Origin of the sequence: Bacillus sp. B15-48, from assembly GCF_016879755.1 — a bacterium.
Classification (GTDB): domain Bacteria; phylum Bacillota; class Bacilli; order Bacillales; family Cytobacillaceae; genus Mesobacillus_B.
Map to the genome: position 1 here is coordinate 1,090,757 of NZ_WOFU01000001.1, position 20,871 is coordinate 1,111,627.

General features: G+C 39.7%; 19 protein-coding genes. 3 read left to right on the plus strand and 16 right to left on the minus strand.

Annotated features, from left to right (window positions below):
• Window positions 1-78: 78 nt before the first annotated feature.
• From GNT69_RS04975 to GNT69_RS04995, 5 genes are all read right to left on the minus strand, one after another.
• Window positions 79-1,008: an ATP-binding cassette domain-containing protein gene (locus GNT69_RS04975; RefSeq protein ID WP_203553820.1), complete on the minus strand. Its 930-nt coding sequence runs from the start codon at window positions 1,006-1,008 to the stop codon at window positions 79-81.
• The gene (locus GNT69_RS04980) at window positions 1,001-2,047 is read right to left on the minus strand and encodes an ABC transporter ATP-binding protein (RefSeq protein ID WP_203553821.1); all 1,047 of its coding nucleotides are present in this window, start codon (window positions 2,045-2,047) and stop codon (window positions 1,001-1,003) included. The genes GNT69_RS04975 and GNT69_RS04980 overlap by 8 nt, the downstream gene beginning before the upstream one ends.
• 15 nt (window positions 2,048-2,062) lie before the next feature.
• Complete coding sequence (opp3C, locus tag GNT69_RS04985) at window positions 2,063-3,217, minus strand: oligopeptide ABC transporter permease (protein WP_203553822.1); 1,155 nt, start codon at window positions 3,215-3,217, stop codon at window positions 2,063-2,065.
• Window positions 3,217-4,146 carry an oligopeptide ABC transporter permease gene (gene opp3b / locus GNT69_RS04990; protein WP_203553823.1) on the minus strand — a complete coding sequence of 310 codons (930 nt, stop codon included), beginning with the start codon at window positions 4,144-4,146 and terminating at the stop codon, window positions 3,217-3,219. Before opp3b ends, opp3C begins: the two co-directional genes overlap by 1 nt.
• 165 nt (window positions 4,147-4,311) lie before the next feature.
• Entirely contained in the window at window positions 4,312-5,967 is a 1,656-nt protein-coding gene (locus tag GNT69_RS04995) for a peptide ABC transporter substrate-binding protein (RefSeq protein WP_203553824.1), read from the minus strand.
• Between the two features lie 226 nt (window positions 5,968-6,193).
• On the opposite strand from GNT69_RS04995, the gene GNT69_RS05000 reads away from it, so the two are divergent.
• The gene (locus tag GNT69_RS05000) at window positions 6,194-6,562 is read left to right on the plus strand and encodes a DUF3899 domain-containing protein (protein ID WP_203553825.1); all 369 of its coding nucleotides are present in this window, start codon (window positions 6,194-6,196) and stop codon (window positions 6,560-6,562) included.
• Window positions 6,563-6,614: 52 nt separating this feature from the next.
• Here the strand turns inward: GNT69_RS05000 and GNT69_RS05005 are convergent, their stop codons facing one another.
• The 11 genes from GNT69_RS05005 to GNT69_RS05055 form a co-directional block, all read right to left on the minus strand.
• Entirely contained in the window at window positions 6,615-7,016 is a 402-nt protein-coding gene (locus GNT69_RS05005; RefSeq protein ID WP_203553826.1) for an ectoine synthase, read from the minus strand.
• A 14-nt stretch (window positions 7,017-7,030) separates the two neighbouring features.
• Window positions 7,031-8,311 (minus strand): diaminobutyrate--2-oxoglutarate transaminase, encoded by a 1,281-nt coding sequence (gene ectB, locus GNT69_RS05010; protein ID WP_203553827.1) that lies wholly within the window; start codon window positions 8,309-8,311, stop codon window positions 7,031-7,033.
• 83 nt (window positions 8,312-8,394) lie between these two features.
• Window positions 8,395-8,904: a diaminobutyrate acetyltransferase gene (ectA, locus tag GNT69_RS05015; RefSeq protein WP_203553828.1), complete on the minus strand. Its 510-nt coding sequence runs from the start codon at window positions 8,902-8,904 to the stop codon at window positions 8,395-8,397.
• 254 nt (window positions 8,905-9,158) lie between these two features.
• Entirely contained in the window at window positions 9,159-10,721 is a 1,563-nt protein-coding gene (locus tag GNT69_RS05020) for a BCCT family transporter (RefSeq protein ID WP_203553829.1), read from the minus strand.
• Window positions 10,722-11,254: 533 nt separating this feature from the next.
• The gene (locus tag GNT69_RS05025) at window positions 11,255-12,355 is read right to left on the minus strand and encodes a type I phosphomannose isomerase catalytic subunit (protein ID WP_203553830.1); all 1,101 of its coding nucleotides are present in this window, start codon (window positions 12,353-12,355) and stop codon (window positions 11,255-11,257) included.
• Between the two features lie 31 nt (window positions 12,356-12,386).
• A complete protein-coding gene (locus GNT69_RS05030) occupies window positions 12,387-13,223 on the minus strand; it encodes an SDR family oxidoreductase (RefSeq protein ID WP_203553831.1) in 837 nt (278 codons plus the stop codon).
• Window positions 13,224-14,294 carry a mannonate dehydratase gene (gene uxuA, locus GNT69_RS05035; protein WP_203553832.1) on the minus strand — a complete coding sequence of 357 codons (1,071 nt, stop codon included), beginning with the start codon at window positions 14,292-14,294 and terminating at the stop codon, window positions 13,224-13,226.
• Window positions 14,295-14,373: 79 nt separating this feature from the next.
• A complete protein-coding gene (locus tag GNT69_RS05040) occupies window positions 14,374-15,063 on the minus strand; it encodes a GntR family transcriptional regulator (protein WP_203553833.1) in 690 nt (229 codons plus the stop codon).
• A gap of 240 nt (window positions 15,064-15,303) precedes the next feature.
• Window positions 15,304-16,584, minus strand: coding sequence for a TRAP transporter large permease (locus GNT69_RS05045; protein ID WP_203553834.1), 1,281 nt, complete (start codon window positions 16,582-16,584; stop codon window positions 15,304-15,306).
• 9 nt (window positions 16,585-16,593) lie between these two features.
• Window positions 16,594-17,061, minus strand: a complete 468-nt coding sequence (locus tag GNT69_RS05050; RefSeq protein ID WP_203553835.1) for a TRAP transporter small permease — start codon at window positions 17,059-17,061, stop codon at window positions 16,594-16,596.
• A gap of 23 nt (window positions 17,062-17,084) precedes the next feature.
• Window positions 17,085-18,110: a C4-dicarboxylate TRAP transporter substrate-binding protein gene (locus GNT69_RS05055; RefSeq protein ID WP_203553836.1), complete on the minus strand. Its 1,026-nt coding sequence runs from the start codon at window positions 18,108-18,110 to the stop codon at window positions 17,085-17,087.
• Window positions 18,111-18,616: 506 nt separating this feature from the next.
• Here GNT69_RS05055 and mgtE point away from each other — a divergent pair.
• Window positions 18,617-19,975 (plus strand): magnesium transporter, encoded by a 1,359-nt coding sequence (gene mgtE, locus GNT69_RS05060; protein WP_203553837.1) that lies wholly within the window; start codon window positions 18,617-18,619, stop codon window positions 19,973-19,975.
• Window positions 19,976-20,085: 110 nt separating this feature from the next.
• Window positions 20,086-20,868, plus strand: a complete 783-nt coding sequence (modA, locus tag GNT69_RS05065) for a molybdate ABC transporter substrate-binding protein (RefSeq protein ID WP_239094016.1) — start codon at window positions 20,086-20,088, stop codon at window positions 20,866-20,868.
• The last annotated feature ends 3 nt before the right edge of the window (window positions 20,869-20,871 follow it).

Here is a 20,871-nt window from a genome sequence, read left to right on the forward strand (position 1 = left end):
TACAAGATCCAATTTATCCCAATTAACCAACCAACAGAAAACCCCCTGTTTATAAAAAAACAAGGAGTGAATTACGAATCATTTAAGATCTCTTTTATATTGTTCGAATTCCCTCGTCGTACAGCGAACCCAGTGTCCTGGCTTAATTTCCCGAAACGACGGTTCTTCGCTCGTATCATGTGCTGTTGGATCATAACCGATTCGCTTCCGTTCACGCTCATATCTTGGATCTGGCAACGGAATGGCTGATAATAATGACTTCGTATATGGATGAACCGGGTTTTCATATAATTCATCACTATCAGCTAGTTCAACCATATTCCCCATATACATCACACCAATGCGGTCAGAAATATATTTGACCATTGAAAGATCATGGGCAATGAACAAATACGTTAAACCGCGATCTTTCTGAAGCTTCTTCAATAAGTTTACGACCTGAGCCTGAATCGAAACGTCCAACGCGGAAATCGGCTCATCGGCAATAATAAAATCAGGCTGGACAGCAAGCGCACGGGCAATTCCAACCCGTTGCCTCTGCCCCCCACTAAACTCATGAGGGAAACGAGTCGCATGTTCTTTATTCAAGCCAACAACTTCTAAAAGCTCCTCGACACGTTGTTTCCGTTCCTGTTCATTTTTCGCGAGTTTATGAACATCGATGCCCTCGGCAATAATATCAAGCACCGTCATTCTTGGATTTAAGGACGACGAAGGATCTTGAAAAATCATTTGCATCTTCCGATTAAACTTCAATAATTGGTCTTTCGATTTCTTCCCATGAACATTTTCACCATTAAATATTACTTCTCCGCTTGTTGCTTCATAAAGGCGAATAATCGTCCTTCCAGCCGTTGATTTTCCACTCCCAGATTCACCGACAAGCCCGAACGTTTCCCCTTTATAAATATCAAAGGTGATGCCATCGACCGCTTTGATTAGTTTATCTCTTTTTGCTGAAAAATGTTTCTTCAAATCTTTTACTTCTAAAACTTTCTCTCTAGTCACCGCTTTTCACCATCCTATTCGCAAACCCCTTCATCCTCTGTTTAACCGACTTAGGCGGTTCAATTTTTGGAGCGTCAGGATGCAATAACCATGTCGCTGCATAGTGGGTATCCGATACTTTAAACATCGGTGGTTCCATGACAGTATCGATTTCCAAAGCAAATTCATTCCGAGGTGCGAACGCATCTCCTTTTGGCGGCTTCAACATATTTGGAGGCGTACCAGGGATTGCGTACAACTCTTCATCTGTACTATCCGGTGTCGGCATTGAACCTAGTAAACCCCAAGTATATGGATGCTTCGGGTTATAGAAAATATCATCAACTGTTCCCGTTTCAATAACCTTCCCCGCATACATCACCGCTACTTTATCGGCAATATTCGCTACGACCCCAAGGTCATGGGTAATAAAAATAATCGCGCTTTCAATCGCTTTTTGAATGCCTTTCATCAACTCAAGAATTTGCGCTTGAATCGTCACATCCAATGCCGTTGTTGGCTCATCGGCAATAAGAATTTTCGGATTGCAGGCAAGTGCAATTGCAATGACGACACGCTGACGCATCCCACCAGAAAATTGGTGTGGATATTGATTCATTCGTACTTCTGGCTGCGGAATTCCTACTTGAACCAATAACTCAAGAGCACGTTTTTTAGCTGCTTCACGACTCATATTTTGATGTTTAATAAGACCCTCCATGATTTGCGTCCCAATTTTCATCGTCGGATTCAATGAAGACATCGGATCTTGGAAAACCATTGAAATGTCCTTCCCGCGGATATTTTGCATTTCTTTTTCAGTTTTCGGAACAAGGTCGATTCCTTCTAAGAGGATTTGACCTGATTTTATATATCCTTGACCAGCTAAAAGCTTCATCATCGCGAGGGAAGTAACGGATTTTCCTGAACCAGATTCGCCAACAATCGCTAATGTTTCCCCTTTATTCAAGTCAAAGCTAACACCTCGAACAGCTTGTACTTCACCGTTGTAGGTGTTAAATGATACTTTTAGATCTTTTACTTCTAGTAATTTACTCATTTATACCCACCTACCTTATTTATGCATTTTAGGGTCAAATGCATCACGCAACCCGTCGCCAAGTATATTAAATGCAATCATGATGACAGAAATCAAGATTGCAGGAAAGGCTAGTAAATACGGATATAACCGCATATTGTCAAACCCAGAAGAAATCAATGAACCGAGTGATGCGGCCGGCGGAACAATCCCTAATCCGATAAAGCTTAAAAATGCTTCAAAGAAAATCGCACTGGGAACCGTAAACATCGTATTAATAATGATAATCCCGCTAATGTTCGGAATCAAATGTCGGCGAATAATCGTTCCATTCGAAGTACCTAATGTCCGTGCCGCAAGAACAAACTCCTGACTTTTCACCTTAAGCACTTCACCGCGCACAATCCGTGCCATCCCTGTCCATCCGGTAATCGTTAAGGCAATAACGATTGACATAATTCCTGGCTGCAAAAACAGCATCATCAAGAGAATCACGACGAGATTCGGAATTCCAACAAGAATCTCAACGACACGCTGCATCGCATTATCAACTCTACCACCGTAAAAGCCAGAAATCCCACCATAGGAAACCCCGATCATTAAATCAATCGCAGCTGCTACAAAGGCAATAATTAACGATACCCTTGTCCCTTCCCAAAGGCGTGTCCATTGGTCCCGGCCTAGCGTATCTGTTCCTAGCCAGAAATACGTGTTTTCGAGACCTTTCGCCTCATACACACGATAACTTGCCCGGACTTCAGCAGAGTTTTTGCTGCCGTCTCCTTCACTAACAACCTTGATATCAACAAAATCTTTTTCATTACTATATCTCGCGACTGCTTTATTTGTCGCATCCTCAACCGTTGTTCCAGTGTAATTGCCTTTTAATGCGCCACCAAAGCCTGACCAGGATACATTTTCCAATACCGGAACGCGTGGTGGAAGTTTTGAACGCGATAATAGCTGATCATCTGTTTTATATTCATTAAAAGATGGGGCTATAATGCTCATCAAAATAATAAAAGTGATCAAAAACATGCTGAATACCGCTAATTTATTTTTAAATAACGTTCGTCTCGCATCTTGCCAAAACGTTCTGCTTGGACTTGAAATCGTTTCACTCGTATCTTCTTTACGTACTAGAGGCTTAAAAAGCTCTTTCGGTATGTTGTTATGATTTTGGTTCTCCATTATTTGCTTCCTCCTGCAAGTCGAATCCTAGGGTCAATAAGTCCATAAAGGAGGTCGATAATTAAAATAATCGCCACAAATAAAAATGCGAATAATAAAGTTGTTCCCATAATCGTTGGGTAATCGTTTACCATTACAGATGTAACAAACTGCTCACCGATTCCAGGAATCGCAAAGATTTGCTCAATTACCATTGATCCTGTCATCAATGAAACAGCCATCGGTCCAATGACCGTAACTAGTGGAATCAAGGCATTACGTAAGCCATGTTTCCAAATAATTGCTGATTCTTTTACCCCTTTCGCACGTGCAGTCGTAATGTAATTTGAATGCAGTACTTCGACCATTTCTGTTCTTGTAAAACGTGCAGCGGTTGCCATCGGATGAATGGCTAGCGCAATCGTCGGCAAAATGGTGTGCTTGAACTCTCCCCATAAAGCAACAGGCAGGATGTTCAATTTCACTGCAAATAAATATTGAAGAAGCCCGGCAAAAACAAAGGAAGGAATGGAGGTACCTAAAACTGCAATGATAGTCGATGAATAGTCGAGAGGACCGTTACGGAAGATTGAGGCCGTTAAACCTAAGAGGATTCCGAGTGTTGTCCCCAATAATAATGCTTGAAAACCTAGCAAAGCAGACGGCCCAATTTTGTCCATTAAAATTTTCGTCACAGGGATATTATCAAATGCAAACGAAACTCCTAAATCGCCTTTGAAAAGTCCGCCGATATATTTAACGTACTGAATGGGAACAGGATCATTTAATCCGTATTTCTCCAGGACAATCGCTTGTTGTTGCTCACTTAATTTATCTGCCGCGTTTAGCGGGCTACCAGGTAGTAATTTCATTAAGAAAAATGAGATAGTGGCAATAATAAATAAGGTAATAAACATATACCATAAACGACGCAATAGATAGCGAGTCATCCATAATACCTCCTGTTAATTTCCATATTTTTATCATTTCCTGAAAAAATTGTTATTATTATCTGATCTTTCATCCCTAAAAACGGAGAAAGAGAGTATATGCCTATTTAAGCACACACTCTCCTTTATATTGCTACATCTACTTTTTAGATACTTTTGTCTAAATTACTCTCCAGAACCAACGCTAGCCCATTTATACTCGTATGTTGCACCGAATGGATTGTTAAAAACACCTTGTACTTTTTGAGCAACTAATTGTGCATAGGCTTTTTGGTAAATTGGTGCAATCGCCGCATCTTCAAAGAGAATTCTTTCAGCCTCTAGGAAGTTTTGGTAACGCGCTTCATTATCTGTCGCATACTCTGTTGCTGCTTGTGCTAATAATGCGTCGTATTCAGAGTTTGAATAGCCCATTTTGTTATTTCCACCATCTGTAATCCATAGGGTTAAGAAAGTGTTTGGATCCAGGTAATCTGGGCCCCATCCTGCAAGTTGCATATCATAATCCATTGCCGTGTCTAAATCTAAACGTTGCTTAAATGGTACTTCCTTCAATGTCACTTTAAGACCAGGAAGATTGTTTTCTAATTGATTGCGAAGATATGCATGCATATTTTTCGAAGTATCTGTATCTCCACCAAGCAATTCAAGTTCGACTGTATCTGTTCCTAATTCAGCTAACCCTTTTTCCCAGAAACCTTGAGCTGCTTCAAGATCGTATGTGACAAGATCTCCGCTCACGTCGCGGAAGTCACCTGTGCCGTCTGGCATTGGTGCAAAATCTGCTGGCACTAGACCGTTTGCAACGATTGATCCATTGTTAAGAATCACATCAACAACATCTTGTTTGTTGAAGGCACGGCTAATTGCAGCACGGATATTTGTATTTGCTAATGCTTCATTTCTCGATTGGTTTAACTTCATGTAGAACACAGCTGTATCTGGAACAATCCTGTAATCTTCATGTGTCGCATATTCATCGACTAAGTCAGAAGATAAATCTACACGGTCAACTGTTCCTTCTTCATATAAATTAACACGGGTTTGGGCATCTTTAACAACAACATATGTCATTTTTTCCAGTTTTACTGAGTCAGCATCCCAGTAATCTTCGTTCTTGACAAGTTCCCAATTCTGGCTGATACTTTCCCAGTCTGAAAACTTGAATGGACCATTTGCAAGCAGCGTATCTGCAGATGTTGCAAATGCAGCGCCTTGTTCTTCAACAAATGCTTTGTTTAAAGGTAAGAATGTACCGAAAGTAGTTAAAGACTCAAAATAGGGTGTCGGTTGCTCAAGCTCAACGACTAATGTAAAGTCATCTTCTGCTTTTACACCAAGTTCTTCAACACCAACATCACCGTTGTTTACTTCTGTTGCATTTTTAATGACGCCGCTCATCATATATGGACCATATTCAGATCCTGTATCCGGGTCAACCGCACGTTGCCATGCATATACAAAGTCGTGAGCGGTTACTGGGTCACCGTTTGACCATAAAGCATCCTCACGTAATGTAAATGTCCAAGTAAGGGCATCTTCACTTACTTCATGATCATATGCGATTCCTTCAGTTGTATTCGCATCTTCGTCAAGACGATAAAGCCCTTCCATTGTTGTCCCTAAAAATTGGAAAGCGAACTCATCAGTCGCCATAGACGGATCCATTGTTGGAATCGTATCACCATTGATGAGATTTAACGTTTGTTCAACTTCTTGAGCTTGCTCTGTTTCATCTGCAGTGTTACCACCACCACAAGCTACTAAAAACATGCTTAGTACAAGGCCTAATACAAGTAGCCATGACCATTTTCGCTTCATTTTAGGGTCCTCCTATTGTTATATTTTTCTAAAAATAGGCTAAACCATCCCCCTGTTTGAGCCACCAGAATATTACATAATATATATTTAGTGTAAAACACTTATCTCGCCTTTATACATCCATTACAATCACTGCACATAGCGTCGTTAAAATAGTATAATTTGCAAAGACATTACATTTACTAAACTGGATTACTTTCCTCTAATAATAGTAAAGGTGGAGGCTATGCTTAAAAATAAATGGACTTTTCTGCTTATAAATATCGTCGGCGTTACGGTGCTCTTTCTACTTTTTGCATCTGAATATACACTCTTACACTATATCAACTCGTTGTTTTATATTAGTTTTATTTATGTGATGTTATTTTTAGTCATGTACACGACAAAAGGTGGGTTTTTTGATGGTGTGACCTTTGGATTCAGGCGCTTCCATCATGTTGTGATTAAACGGGAAGATTATCTTGAGGAATGGCGAGAAAAGCCGCTGCCGTCGGAGAAAGTTGCTACGCATCTATATCCGCTGATTAAATTTCAAAGCTTTAGTCTGTTCTTTTGCCTATTAGGCTTGTTAATCATTTATTATCTTTTCTCATAGAAAAAAGCCCCAAACTAGGGGCTTTCATATCGACCGTTTCCATTCAAATGGCTTAGACGTTTGTTTCCTCTGCCGGAGGTGCATATGCGCCTTCTTCATCATGTGTTTCCTGACCTGTACACGGAGGGTTGAACACACAAACCATTCTCATATCTCCCTTTGTTGCGCGGAGGATATGCTTTTCATGACCAACGAGGGCATATAAAGTTCCAGGTTTAATTGGGTGGATTTTTCCTGTTGTTAAATCTTCAATTTCCCCTTCTCCTTCGACGCAATAAACAGCCTCTTGATGATATTTATACCAGAATGTTGATTCTGTTCCTTCATAAATAATTGTATCGTGAACGGAAAAGCCCATTCCATCTTTCTTCAAAATAATTCTTCTGCTTTCCCAATTATCACTTTTTACATGGTCTTCTGTTTCTAGGACTTCTTCTAAATTTTTTACAATCACTTGTGATTCCTCCTTTAGTTGTTAAGACAAGCTTTGACACTTTCCTCGATGATATCAAAACCTTTTTTCAACGTTTCACGATCAATCGTTAATGCCGGCATGATTTTAAATACTTCGCTATTCGGCCCTGACGTTTCCATCACAAGCCCTCTTTTAAATGCTTCCGCGCAAATTTTTTCAGCTATTCCATCTACTCCGCAAGCAATTCCTCTAAATAGGCCTTTGCCGCGTACTTCGCCTTCTAACCCAGAATATTGAGTCGCTAATCTTGTTAAAAACTCATCGATATACAGCCCTTTTTCTTCAATTTCCTTGGAAAATTCATCATTTTCCCAGAAAGATAAAGCTTCTGTTGCTGTGATAAAGGCAAGATTATGGCCACGGAAAGTCCCGTTATGTTCACCCGGTCCAAAAATATCATATTCAGGTTTTATTAAGGTTAACGCCATTGGTGTTCCATAACCACTAATTGACTTCGACAAACAAACGATATCTGGTTTAATTCCCGATGGTTCGAAGCTAAAGAAAGTCCCTGTCCGTCCGCAGCCAGCTTGAACATCATCAATAATTAAAAGAATATCCCATCTACGGCAAACTTCCTCTACTCGCTTTAACCATTTATTGTTAGCAACATTCAAGCCGCCTTCTCCTTGGACGGTCTCAAGGATGATGGCTGCCGGAAGTGCAACACCGCTGCCATTATCTTCAAGAAAGCGCTCTAAATAATCAACCGTATCAACATCATCGCCTAAGTAGTGGTCAAATGGCATTGCAACACTATTATGCAACGATACACCTGCTCCATGTCGTTTAAACGAGTTTCCAGTAATCGATAAGGCCCCGAGCGTCATCCCATGGAAACCATTCGTAAAGCTAATTACTAATTCACGTCCAGTTACTTTACGAGCCAGTTTTAGGGCACTTTCAACCGTATTTGTTCCAGTCGGTCCTGGGAACATCACTTTATAATCTAAATTACGTGGTTTTAAGATTTTTTCATTAAAAGCTACCAGGAAATCAGCCTTTGCCATCGTTCCCATATCGAGGCTATGGGTGATGTTATCTTCAGTAATATATTCAATTAACTTTTCCTTCATTTGCGGATGATTATGACCGTAATTTAACGCTCCAGCGCCCGCAAAGAAATCAATATACTCTTTTCCGCTCTTATCCCACATTTTTGACCCTTGTGCTTTTACAAAAGTAGTCGGGAAACTGCGAATATAACTACGAACCTCTGATTCTAATTTTTCAAACACCTGAAGTTGTGGATCTAAAACTTTTATCGCTGCCATCCTTACACAACCTTTCTGAATTTTCAATCATTAGCTCATACAAAATCTCTATTGACGAACGTATAACCTATCAAATGTTTGTTTTAAAACGGTCCGATTCGATAGGTTTGCTCAGCTTCATGTCCGGGTTCCGGGAATAAATGTTCAGGGAAACAATCTGAAACTTCGCAAGGACATTCTAATGTTCTTGCTAAACCTTTAAAGAGGGACTGGGATGCAATGTTTGATGGAGATACAGTTGCTTCTAAGAAACGAACCTTTTTACAGGATTCCCGGTTTAACAACTCATTTAAAAGCTTCTTCCCTATTCCTTCACCTCTATATTTATCATTTACGGCAACTTGCCAAACAAAAATGGTATCATCCGCTTGAGGTGGACGGAACGCGGACACAAAGCCGATGATTTGATTTTCATCTTCTGCGATTACACATGTATCGGAAAAATAGTGGCTTAGCATGAGGTATGAGTAGGCTGAATTTAAATCCATTGTCTCTGTGTATTTGATTAGTTCCCACATTTTCGCACCATCTTCTTTACTCGGTTGGCGAAAGCGATAAGAAGTTTTCCTGTCTGATTCAGTTGTCTTAATCATCTAATTTATTTAAATCCTCCTTTAATTCAATGTTTTAACATAATTAATCATAACGCTAAAAAAAAATAGCGTCAAAGCGCGTATTTAATGGTTAACTGAAATAATCACGGCTCAACTAAGGTCAGTGGCGCTCAGCTTGTTTTTCTTCCGAAATCCCACCGATTGCTCCCGAATCCTCCAAATCGACAAAAATCTACCAAATGTTTTACTTATAAAAAACACCGAGTACAAGCGCAAATACTCGGTAGAAAAACTTATTTTTCCTTTTTCTGTTTTTGATTTTTCGCTGCCTCTTCAAGGCGACGAAATCGCCTTAAATCTGCTTTTCGAATGGGCAATGGCTCCTTCGTTAGCAGTTTAGCAATCGCAAACATTAGCAGCAAAAGGATAATCGTAAAAGGTAAAGCAGCAATTAATGAGGCCGTCTGCAACGCCTCAAGTCCGCCAGCATATAATAACACAGCTGCAATCGCTGACATTAGCACTCCCCAGATTATTTTTGCATATTGTGGTGGATTTAAACTTCCGAACATCGTCATACTTGCTAAAATAAACGTCGCAGAATCAGCTGAAGTCACTAAAAACGTAAAAATCAACAAAATGGATAATACCGATAGAATCGTTTGGAGTGGTAAATGGGCATATGTTTCAAACAGCGCCGTCGTTAAATCGGCATTCACGGCTTCAGCGATGTTCGTTCCATTGTTTAAATCATTCCATAATCCTGTCCCACCGAAGGCTGCTATCCAAATACAAGCAATGAGGGGCGGCACGATCATTACACCCGCAATGAATTCACGAATCGTTCTCCCTCGCGACACTCTGGCGACAAATCCGCCAACGAACGGAGACCAAGCGATTGCCCATGCCCAATAGAAGATTGTCCAGTCACGCACCCATGTTCCGCCCCGGTAAGGCTGCATTCTTAAACTATATTGGATGAAATGTGTTAAATAGTCCCCTAAGCCTAATGTAAAGGACTCTAAAATGAACACAGTTGGTCCCGTAATGAAAACAAATAGAAGGAGTACAATCGCAAGAGCTAGATTTAAATTACTTAAAAACTTAATTCCCTTTTCAAGTCCAGTTGAGGAGCTGATCATATAAGCAATAAAAATCACAAGAATAATCAGCATTTGGATGCCAACAGAATGATTGATGCCAAATACAAAATTTAACCCACCATTCATTTGCAAAACACCAAGTCCGATTGAAGTAGCAATCCCCATTATGGTCGCAATGACGGCGAGTGAATCAATCGTCTTCTTCACAACAGGTTTTCCGCCCACAATCGGTTCCAAAGCGGTTGAGATGAGACCATCCTTTTGTTTACGAAACTGCAAAAATGCGATGACGAGACCGACAATCGCAAAAACGGACCATTGGCTAATTCCCCAGTGAAAAAAAGAATAGCCCATCGCAAGCCTGGCAGCCTCGACCGTTTGCCCTTCCGTGTGTGAAAATGGCGGCATGAAGAAGTGACTCATTGGTTCTGCCACCCCCCAGAAAACTAAACCAGCACCAAAACCAGCAGAGAAGAGCATGCCGATCCAAGTAAAAAAACGAAACTGTGGGCGCTCATTTTCTCCACCTAATCGAATCGCACCATATTTACTAATTGCGAGCACGACGAGAAAAACAATGAGAACAAACACAGATAATAGATAAAACCAGCCAAAATTAACGGTCGTAAAATTAAACAGCCGCCCTGCCACAAATGCAAACCCTTCCGGTATAAAAGCTCCTAATAGAACTAAAATGCCAATAATGATGGCTGACACTAAAAAGACAGCATTTTTCCAGTGATTATTTTCCATGTCAGTCCCCCCAATCATCTCAGCTTATTATGAACATGATGAGAACATATTATGAGAAACACACATGATTTACATTCACACCAATGCGTCCATTATGCAATGTCCATTCGGAGGGAAAAGCGTGGCGAGTTTTTTAATCAAAGTACTCGTAATAAAGTGAAAGGTTTTTATTTATAAATGGACATTTATGGGAAACCCCCTTCTTAACGAGCTGATTTTTGAGGGATAATGCTGGTAACGAGTTTTTTAATCCGAGTACTCGTATTAAAACTAGGCCGAATTTGCGCTTATTCCCAGCCCTTCAGACAGATTTACAAGTCAAAGGAGCGAATCTGTCCGAAAGCAGCCATCCTTTTTGCAAGCCACTCGTATTAAAACTAGGCCGAATTTGCGCTTAATCCAAGTACTCGTATTAAAACCCTCGTTCAAAACCCATTTATGAACGTTCCGGGTAAAACCAAACTACTTTTCATCCATCGAGTACGATTACAAGCCAAAAAAGACCGCGACATCGCGGTCTTTCCTCGTTCCTTCTAAATTTCAGGCCCAAATAATCTGAGCACTTTTAACTTGTCTTCGCCGTTGTTTTTCAGCATAAACCGCGACACGGCCGCTGGAATAAAAAATTGTTCACCTGTTTTTACGTCCTGCTGTTCGCCCTCCGTCGTCATCGTCCCAGTTCCTGAAAGAATAAATAACCCAGAGAATACTCCATCTCCAATTATTTCTTGTTCATGCTGAATTTCCATCATACTCATACTAAAATAAGGAGTATGTTGATACCCAATTATTTCAACTTCTGAAACTCCAATACTAAAAGGTTCAATTTTCCAAGTTGCTAACGTCTCTTCTCTCGTATACGTCTCATAGCTAAAGCAATCAAACATCTTTTCAAACCCGAGCCCTTGGTGACACATAAAATCATCAATTTTCAACCCAGAAGGGGATGTTTTCTCAATGCGAATCGTCAAATCCGTCGGTTCTTGAATTTCAACTAAAAAGCAGCCAGAACCAATTGCATGAGGCACTCCCCCTTCAATTAAAAACGTATCGCCAGGCTTGACCGAATATTTATGCAAACAATTAAGCATTCCGGCAATGTCTTGAACTTCAAATAGATGTTCCCATTGCTCTCTCGTGAAACCTGGTTTAAAGCCTAAATAAACGTAAGGAGGCTCACCGTCAATTTCCCTGCCACCTAATATATGCCACGCCTCTGTTTTGCCATAATTCGAGTTAAATAATTGCTGTGCCGTCGCACGGTCAGGATGAACTTGCACCGTTAAACGTTCAGACGAATCGATTAGCTTAACTAAAACACCTGTCTCTTCGCCAAACTTGTCAACATGTTTTTCTCCTAAAAATGTTTTCGGGTTCCCTTCAACGAGATCCTTTAATGCAATGTCAAGGTTAGGAGCAGCTACTTTGCTTAATCCTTCATCTTTAATATGTTCACGACCACTATTTCTTGCCGAAACAATCGACATAATCCATTCTTCCGGAAAATGACTATCTTTTGCAGAAGAATCGCCATACAACTCCTCTAATAATTTCCCGCCAGTATACGTCCGCCATGCCCGAGTCGATGATAGTTTTATTGGCTTTGTTCCATTAAAATCTGTTGTACTTTCCAATGATCGATTCCTCCTAAAATATTATCTTTGATTACACTCCTGAATAAGCCATAAAACCACCGTCAACAGGGACGGTAACGCCGGTAACAAAGCCTGAATATTCTTCGTCAACTAACCATAATAAAGCCCCTAATAAATCCTTTGCATCACCAAAGCGTTTCATCGGTGTAGCGGCAAGGATTTTTTGTGAACGAGAAGTCAAACCGCCATCTTTATTTAAAAGAAGATCACGATTTTGCGTTGTTAGGAAAAAGCCTGGTGCAATCGCATTGACGCGTAATCCCGTTTCCGCAAAATGAACAGACATCCACATCGTGAAATTATTAATCGCTGCTTTCGCTGCACTATAAGCCGGTACCTTTGTCATCGGTGAATAAGAGCTCATCGATGAAATATTAATGATGACTGGATGTTCCTGTTTTAAAAGTTCATCACCAAAGACTTGACTCGTTAAAAACGTCCCAGTAAAGTTTGTCGCAAATACTTGTGAAAAACCTGTTTCATCCATATCAAAAAATGATTTTTCAGAAGGGCCCTCATTATACGTTTCAACAGCAGTAATCGCATCTGGGTGATTTCCGCCAGCGCCATTAATTAAAATATCGATATGACCAAACGCTTCTAACACGGTTTCTTTTGCTTTTTCGAGGGAGCTGCGATCAAGTACGTCGGCCGCAACAGCAATCGCCTTGCCACCGGCACCATTAATTTCTTCCGCGATCGATACGCCTTTTTCCGCAGTACGGTTTAAAATGGCGACACTCACTCCTTGTCGGCCTAGCTCTCGTGCCATTTCCGAACAAAGCACACCGCTCCCACCAGTAATCACCGCTGTTTTTCCTTTTAAGTTATCATGGATTGGAAACATTTATTTTCCTCCTTTTAATGATTGATAAGCGTCCCATAAACCTAGTAAATGCATAATTCCAAGTGCGCGGTCATATAAACCGTATCCAGGGCGGCACTTTTCACCCCAAATATGGCGCCCATGATCCGGACGAAGATAGCCTTGATATTCATTTCCCGATAATACTTTCATTACACCGCTAATATTAAGCGAACCATCTTCCGTTAAATGGGATGTTTCAATAAAGTCACCATTTTCAAAGATTCTTATATTGCGCACATGAGCAAATGGCGACGATTTCGCAAATTCTTCCGCAAGTGCCACTACATCGTTATTACGATTCGAACCCAGCGACCCTGTGCAGAATGTAATCCCATTTGAAGGAGAATCTGAAATCGATAATAATTTTTTCAGGCTACTTCTCCCTGTCATAATCCGTGGCAAACCAAAAATCGACCATGGCGGGTCATCCGGATGAATCGCCATTTTAATTCCAGATTGTTCAGCAACCGGCAAAATCGCCTTTAAAAAATAAGCGAGATTTTCCCATAACTGTTCTTCCGTCATTCCTTCATAAGCTTGAAACAACTCTTTTATCTTTGCAATTTTTTCCGGTTCCCATCCAGGCAATGTCATCTCTTTGTAGGATGAGAAGATTTCGATTAATTCTTGTGGATCCCGCCCCTCAACAATATCCTTTTCATAAAATAAAGCGGTTGACCCATCTGGCAACTCTTTAAACAAATCGGATCTTGTCCAATCAAAAATAGGCATAAAGTTGTAGCATATCACTTTCACTCCATACTTCCCTAAATGACGAATTGTTTGTTTGTAATTTTCAATATAAAGATCACGGTCTTCGTTTCCTAGCTTAATCGCCTCGTGAATATTTACACTTTCGACGACTTCAGCATGAAAACCGAAAGATTGAATATAATCAACCTCTGCCTTAATCTCTGCTTCTGTCCATCGCTCACCTACAGGTTTATCATGTAACGCCCAAACAATCCCTTTTACCCCAGGGATTTGTTTCACATGTTCTAGCTTGACGGTATCATTGCCGCGTCCATACCAACGGAATGTCATATTCATAATGTTTCCTCCGTACTTCACGTATCCTTTAAAAGCAGAATAAACGCATATATTTTAAGTACTCGATGTTCAAACAAACCTATTTTTTAAAATAATCCGGATGTTCAAACTTGAACTCATCCAGATGATAGATGCCTTTCGTTAAATGTTCTTTCATTCGTTTTTCTACTTGGTCGACATCTTTTTCTCGTAAAGCAACAAATAAATTCTCATGCTCAATGGCAATCATTTCCCAACTTGCAGGTTCAGTCGTCAAAAGCCTCATCATTCTTACCCGTTTATATTGTCCGCTTAAGTGATCAATGACCTCCCAAGTCCGTTGCATGTTGAGGCTACGGAAAATAATTGCATGAAATTCATCATCATAAGTTAAAAAATCCCAATGATTTCCTTCACTAATCGCTAATCTTTGTAAATGGAGATTTTGTTCAAGCGCCAAAATCGACCTGGTATCCATCTTTTCGGCCGCCAATTTGCCGATCGCTAATTCTAATATTTCCCTCATTAATCTTGATTCCTCAACAATATCTGGATCGATCAACGACACATATGTGCCAACTTGAGGAACAATTTCAACAAGATTGTCTTTGACCAATTGAATCATCGCTTCTCTTACTGGTGTTCGACTTACATTTAAAATTGTTCCTATCTCTTTTTCTGATAACCCACTGCCAGGAGGAAGAGTCAAATCAATAATATTTTTAAATAAATAAGCGTAAACATACTCCCTTCTCGTCTGACTACCTTTTCCCTCTACTATATTTCTCATGTTTACCCTCACTTTGATTTGCCACAAGACTTTAACTGCATGTATGGGAAGATGTATGTGCTTTTTCTCCCTGTTAGGTTCCCATTTGTTCAACAATGAGTAAAATCTAGCTCAGCAATCATTTATTTTTCACTAAATAAAGCTCACTTTTTAGGTGAGCTTTATTCGAACAATGATTGACTTTTATGAAGAAAGCAATCACCTAAAAACGACTTTCCTCTAAATTTAGTAAATAGATTATTAGCCAAATATCATATTAGGAACAAATAATACGAGTTGTGGGAAAGCAACCAAGATAACTACAACCATTATGACAGCAAGATAAAATGGTACGGCTTGCTTCATCGTCTCTTGCGGTGATGTTCCCATTATTTGTGAAACGGTATATAGTGAAACACCCATTGGCGGTGTCATGATTCCGAAAGTTGTCACTGTCATCATTACGATCCCGAAGTGAACTGGATCGATTCCTGCAGCTGTAATAATAGGAACGAAAATTGGTGTTAATAATAATGCGACTACAGTCGTCTCAACAAACATACCAGCCATCATTAATACAAGGATAATGATTGCGAATAAGACATATGGATTCTCAGTAATGCCTGTTACTAGAGTAGAAAGATTACGCGCAACTCCATCGTATACAATCCCATAACCAAATAGTCCTGATACGGAAACAATCAACATAATTGCGCCAATATCTTTGGCACTTTCTGTCACTGTATCCCAAAACTTCTTCCAACTTAAATCTTTAAAAACAACCGCGCCGATGAAAATCGCATACATAACTGCGAAGGCACCAGACTCAGATGGAGTAAAGATTCCGAAACGAATTCCGACAATCAAGATAACTGGGAACATCAATGCCCAAATTCCATCTTTAAACGCGATTAACACTTCTTTTAAGCTAGGGAAATGATCTCTAGCAGGTAAATAATTATTTCTTCTACTAGTATATGAAACGGTTGACATCATAACAATCATCATCAAAAGTCCTGGAACAAGTCCGGCTGCAAATAAACGACCGATTGAAACTTCACCAACAGATCCGTAAATGATTAACCCCATACTTGGTGGAACTGTCGCGGTAATTAATGAAGAAATCCCGTTTACTGCTGCACCGTATCCACGATTATATCCTTTGGCTACCATTTGCGGTCCTAAAATCCTCGATTGCATCGCCGCATCCGCTACGGCAGAACCAGAAACTCCACCCATCATTGTACTTAAAACAACACTGACCTGAGCGATGCTTCCATACATATGACCTGTAAGCGTATCAGCTAATTTAATTAGCCTTTTCGTAATTCCCGTACTATTCATTAGATGCCCTGCAAAAATAAACAGTGGAATAGCAAGCATCGTAAATGATTGCGACGTCGTTAAAATTCTTTGTACGGCAATTGAAATAGGAATTTCAGGTGATGCTAAGAAATAAACTAAACCTGATACCCCGATTGCAAATGCAACTGGCATTCCAAAGATTAGAAAGAATAAAAATACAAATAGGACTAGTAACATAATATCCCCCTACCCTTTCTCTTTTATAAAGAGTTGAGTTGTTTTGATGCATGTTGTAATTATCATTAGGGTCGCCCCAACTGGAACACTGATTGTTGCCCAAGAATAACTAATTCCCAACGTTTGAAATAGCCGGTTCGTACTTTCAATTGCAAGGGGGATTCCGTGCCAAATCAAGAAAACTAGAAATGAAATGATCAATAAGTTCCAGACCACATTAATTGCAAGCTGGACCTTTTCTGAAAACTTACTTATAACCATGTCTACCCTAACTAAATCAGTATTTCTAAGTGCCATATCGGCACCTAGAAATATGATCCAGGCAAACAATAGTAAAGATACATCGGTTGCCCAGTTTAATGGGTATTTAAATGTTCGAAACACGGCTGAAATAAAGACTAGAAAAGCGATCGCAACTAAAAATATTTTGACTAACGACTCTTCTAATTTACAAAAATACCCATAAAGTGTTTTCATGACTTTCTCCTCTTTATGACGGATTATTTACCGATTTCAGCTTGGATTTGCTCTCTTAATTCAGTTAACCCTAATTTTTCGTATGCTTCTTCAGCTGCTGCTTTGAATGCTTCTACATCTACTTCAACAATTTCCATGCCTTCAGCAGCTAATTTTTCTTCGTACTCTGCCTGTAAGCTAGCGATGTGTCTAGCATTATCTTCAGCAACTGCTCTAGTTTCTTCTAGTAAAAGCGTTTGCAAATCTTCTGGTAGTGTATTAAACCATTTTTCACCAACAATAATTCCGTTAATTAATTGGAAATGGCTTGTCTTATTTAAATATTTAACAACTTCGTAAATTCTTGATGGGTATGTTGACGTATGTTGTGCTTCAGCACCATCAACTGCACCTTGCTGAATGGCTGTATATACTTCACCCCAAGGCATTGCAACTGGAGTTGCTCCTAAAGCTTTAACGGATTCTGTCCAAACTGGAGAACCAGGAGTTCTAATTCTTAACCCTTTTAAGTCTTCAGGTTTTTCAATTGGCTCATTTGTTAGGAAATGTCTTGGTCCATCATACCAGTTGAAAGAAAGAACACGGATTCCGAAGTCTTCAGATAACTCCTGTTCCCAACCTTTAAACGTGTCACTTTCAGTGATTTTTAATACATCCTCATAGTCATCCGCGAAATAAGTCGCTCCGATTACACCCATGTCTTCTACATATAGCCCCATACGACTTCCGTCTGTAAGAACCGCAACGTTCACGCCTTGCTCCGCTTGCTCGATTACATCGTCATCAGAACCAAGTTGTGCACTTGGATATACTTCCATAATTAATCGTCCATCAGACTTTTCTGCTAATCTATCAGCTAACTCATAAAATCCTTCAACAATTGGTGCTGTTTCTGCTTGCTGTGTTGACATTTTAAATGTATAAACTTTATCGTCTGTTCCTTCTGAACCTTCTGAACCCCCATTATCTGAAGACTCGTTATTGCCGCATCCAGCAATAAATAACCCAGCGACAAGTACGATTAAAATTAATCCCAATAATTTTTTCATGTTGACCCTCCTAATATGTTTTCCCGAAAAGATTTCAGATGCTATTAATCATGTAAGTGGTTTCTGAAACCGCTTTCAGCACACTGATATATTAGCATACAAGTCATACTAAAATCAATAGAATCAGTGATTTATATTTTCCCGATTTTTATTAGTTGGATATTTAAGTTATATTTCCTACGGAAAAATTGGATATTTTAATGTTCTTTAATGTGAAGCATTTATTACCCCTTCCATGCGTGAAGGGGTTTTTTTCTGTTTATCTTCGCTATTAATCCGTCTTAGCAAAAAAAGGATCGTCAGAAATCATTCGAATAAAAACATTTCATTTTTTGTCCCTCCTTCCGTTACATACGTATTGAAATGAGTGGTATTCTAATAAAGGGAAATACCTTTTTAGGCAAGAAACCATTATACTGATTGCCTATTTTAATCATCCTTGTTTTTCACTAAAATGGTATATAAGAAAAATGGTCCTTTAGACTTTTTAGAACGGAGGGATTGGCATGTCATTAGCCATGACCGAAAATGAAATTTTACTCGCACTCATTCAAGCTATTAAGGAAGGGAAAAAAACAGCTTTTCAGGAAACTATTGATGAGCTTCAGCCGTATGATATTGCCCAGCAATACGATCGGATGCCCTCAAAGCATCGCAATAAATTCCTGCTTTTCTTAACAATTGAGCAACTTACTGAGCTGATGCAAGAGTTAAATAGAGAAGATCAACTTGACGTTCTTCATAAATTGGGCGTAGAAAAATCAACAAAAGTGCTTGATTTAATGGAAAACGATGATTTAGCGTCGTTTCTATCTGATTTAGAGCCGGAGAAAATCGAAGAGATTCTATCAGAAATGAAGCAAGGTGAATCGGAAGTTGTCCAAAACTTAATGAACTACCCTCCTGAAACTGCAGGAAGAATGATGAATAACCGCTATGTTTGGATCCCTAAACATTATACGATTCGAGAAGCGGTCGATAAACTCAAGCATTTTGCCGAATTGGCGGAATACTTGAATTACCTTTACGTCATTGATGAACAAAAAAAATTAGTCGGTGTTGTTTCGTATAAAGACCTTTTATTAGGCGATTTGCATGAAAAAGTCGAGGATATTATGTTTAGCCGCGTTGTTAAAGCGGATGTATACACCGACCAGGAAGTAGTGGCAAAACTGATTACACGCTATGACTTTGTCTCCTTACCGATCGTCGATGAAAATGATACATTCGTTGGAATCATCACCGTCGATGACATCATTGATGTTGTCATACGCGAAGCAAATGAAGACATTGAAAAGCTATCCGCATCAGGGAAAGCAATTGACTTTAACACGAAACCAGTCGTAGCCGCATATCGGCGTTTGCCTTGGCTTATTCTTCTATTATTTATCGGTTTGATCTCTGGGGGAATCATTAGTGGCTTTGAAACAACATTAGAAGCCGTCGTTGCCTTAGCCTTTTTCATGCCGATGATTGCAGGGATGACGGGAAATACCGGAACACAATCACTCGCTGTTGTCGTACGTGGTCTAGCTTCAGAAGATTTGAATTTTAAAGAAGTTGGAAAACTTGTCATGCGTGAACTTTGGGTAGGCATCATGATTGGGGTTACTTGTGGAATTTTAATTTCAATCATTGCTTATATTTGGCAGGGAAACTTTATCCTTGGACTCGTCGTTGGCAGTTCACTGCTTATCACTTTAATCATTGGTACTTTAGCAGGCACAATCATTCCGTTAATTTTATACAAGTTAAAAATCGACCCCGCAGTCGCTTCTGGGCCGCTAATTACGACAATCAATGATATTTTATCGTTACTCATTTATTTCGGCATTGCCACAGCATTTATTACAAGATTAATGTAATGGTCTTTTCTTATACGAACGTTATTGTCGCTCCATTAGGAAAACAGATATAATGATAATTAGCTGATTCTTTGTAACACCAAACACATAATTCATTTTGGGGAGAAGCAATGATGAAAAATAAATTTACGTACTTTATGATTCTTTTTGCGCTTTTGCTTTTCGCTGGTTGCAGCGCAAATAATGACACAGACGAGAAACAAAGAGAAATCAAGGTAGCTGCTGCTTCAGACTTAACGCTTGCCTTTACAGAAATCGGAGAATTATTTGAAGACGAAACGGGTGCAAAACTCACCTTTTCCTTCGGTTCAACAGGACAACTAGCTGACCAAATTGAAAATGGCGCACCATTTGATGTATTTGCTGCTGCCAATGTATCCTTCATTGATCGTTTGCGAGAAAAAGACTTAATTCTTCCCGAAACACAAACGACTTACGCTTTCGGAAGAATTGGGATTGCTGTTCTGCCTGACTCTCCACTACAAATCACGTCGTTAGGTGATTTAGTAAATCCTGAAATGAAGAAAGTTGCAATCGCGAACCCTGACCATGCCCCGTATGGTATGGCAGCAAAACAAGCCTTTGAATCTGCAGGAATATGGGACCAAATCGAAACGAAGCTCGTCTACGGCCGCAATATTTCCGATACACTTGCCTTTATTGAGACTGGCAATGTCGAGGCCGGCATCATCGCTTTATCCCTTTATAAAGAAGATGAAGTTCAATTCCATTTAATAGATGATGCTCTACATGCCCCGATTGAGCAATCGATCGCTGTCATTGAAGAAACAAATGAACCAGATTTGGCAAATGAGTTTATTCAATTTATAACAGGGCCAGTAGGAAAACCAATTATGGAGAGCTATGGATTTACGATTCCGGAGGGAAATTAGTTA

What these genes read in the sequence shown, in the direction of transcription:
- opp3b (WP_203553823.1), bottom strand. Translation starts at nt 4,146, where the DNA reads ATGACTCGCTATCTATTGCGTCGTTTATGGTATATGTTTATTACCTTA.
- GNT69_RS05030 (WP_203553831.1), bottom strand. Translation starts at nt 13,223, where the DNA reads ATGTTTCCAATCCATGATAACTTAAAAGGAAAAACAGCGGTGATTACT.
- mgtE (WP_203553837.1), top strand. Translation starts at nt 18,617, where the DNA reads ATGTCATTAGCCATGACCGAAAATGAAATTTTACTCGCACTCATTCAA.
- opp3C (WP_203553822.1), bottom strand. Translation starts at nt 3,217, where the DNA reads ATGGAGAACCAAAATCATAACAACATACCGAAAGAGCTTTTTAAGCCT.
- GNT69_RS05040 (WP_203553833.1), bottom strand. Translation starts at nt 15,063, where the DNA reads ATGAGAAATATAGTAGAGGGAAAAGGTAGTCAGACGAGAAGGGAGTAT.
- uxuA (WP_203553832.1), bottom strand. Translation starts at nt 14,294, where the DNA reads ATGAATATGACATTCCGTTGGTATGGACGCGGCAATGATACCGTCAAG.
- modA (WP_239094016.1), top strand. Translation starts at nt 20,086, where the DNA reads ATGATGAAAAATAAATTTACGTACTTTATGATTCTTTTTGCGCTTTTG.
- ectA (WP_203553828.1), bottom strand. Translation starts at nt 8,904, where the DNA reads ATGATTAAGACAACTGAATCAGACAGGAAAACTTCTTATCGCTTTCGC.
- GNT69_RS05020 (WP_203553829.1), bottom strand. Translation starts at nt 10,721, where the DNA reads ATGGAAAATAATCACTGGAAAAATGCTGTCTTTTTAGTGTCAGCCATC.
- GNT69_RS04980 (WP_203553821.1), bottom strand. Translation starts at nt 2,047, where the DNA reads ATGAGTAAATTACTAGAAGTAAAAGATCTAAAAGTATCATTTAACACC.
- ectB (WP_203553827.1), bottom strand. Translation starts at nt 8,311, where the DNA reads ATGGCAGCGATAAAAGTTTTAGATCCACAACTTCAGGTGTTTGAAAAA.
- GNT69_RS05045 (WP_203553834.1), bottom strand. Translation starts at nt 16,584, where the DNA reads ATGTTACTAGTCCTATTTGTATTTTTATTCTTTCTAATCTTTGGAATG.
- GNT69_RS05000 (WP_203553825.1), top strand. Translation starts at nt 6,194, where the DNA reads ATGCTTAAAAATAAATGGACTTTTCTGCTTATAAATATCGTCGGCGTT.
- GNT69_RS04995 (WP_203553824.1), bottom strand. Translation starts at nt 5,967, where the DNA reads ATGAAGCGAAAATGGTCATGGCTACTTGTATTAGGCCTTGTACTAAGC.
- GNT69_RS05050 (WP_203553835.1), bottom strand. Translation starts at nt 17,061, where the DNA reads ATGAAAACACTTTATGGGTATTTTTGTAAATTAGAAGAGTCGTTAGTC.
- GNT69_RS05055 (WP_203553836.1), bottom strand. Translation starts at nt 18,110, where the DNA reads ATGAAAAAATTATTGGGATTAATTTTAATCGTACTTGTCGCTGGGTTA.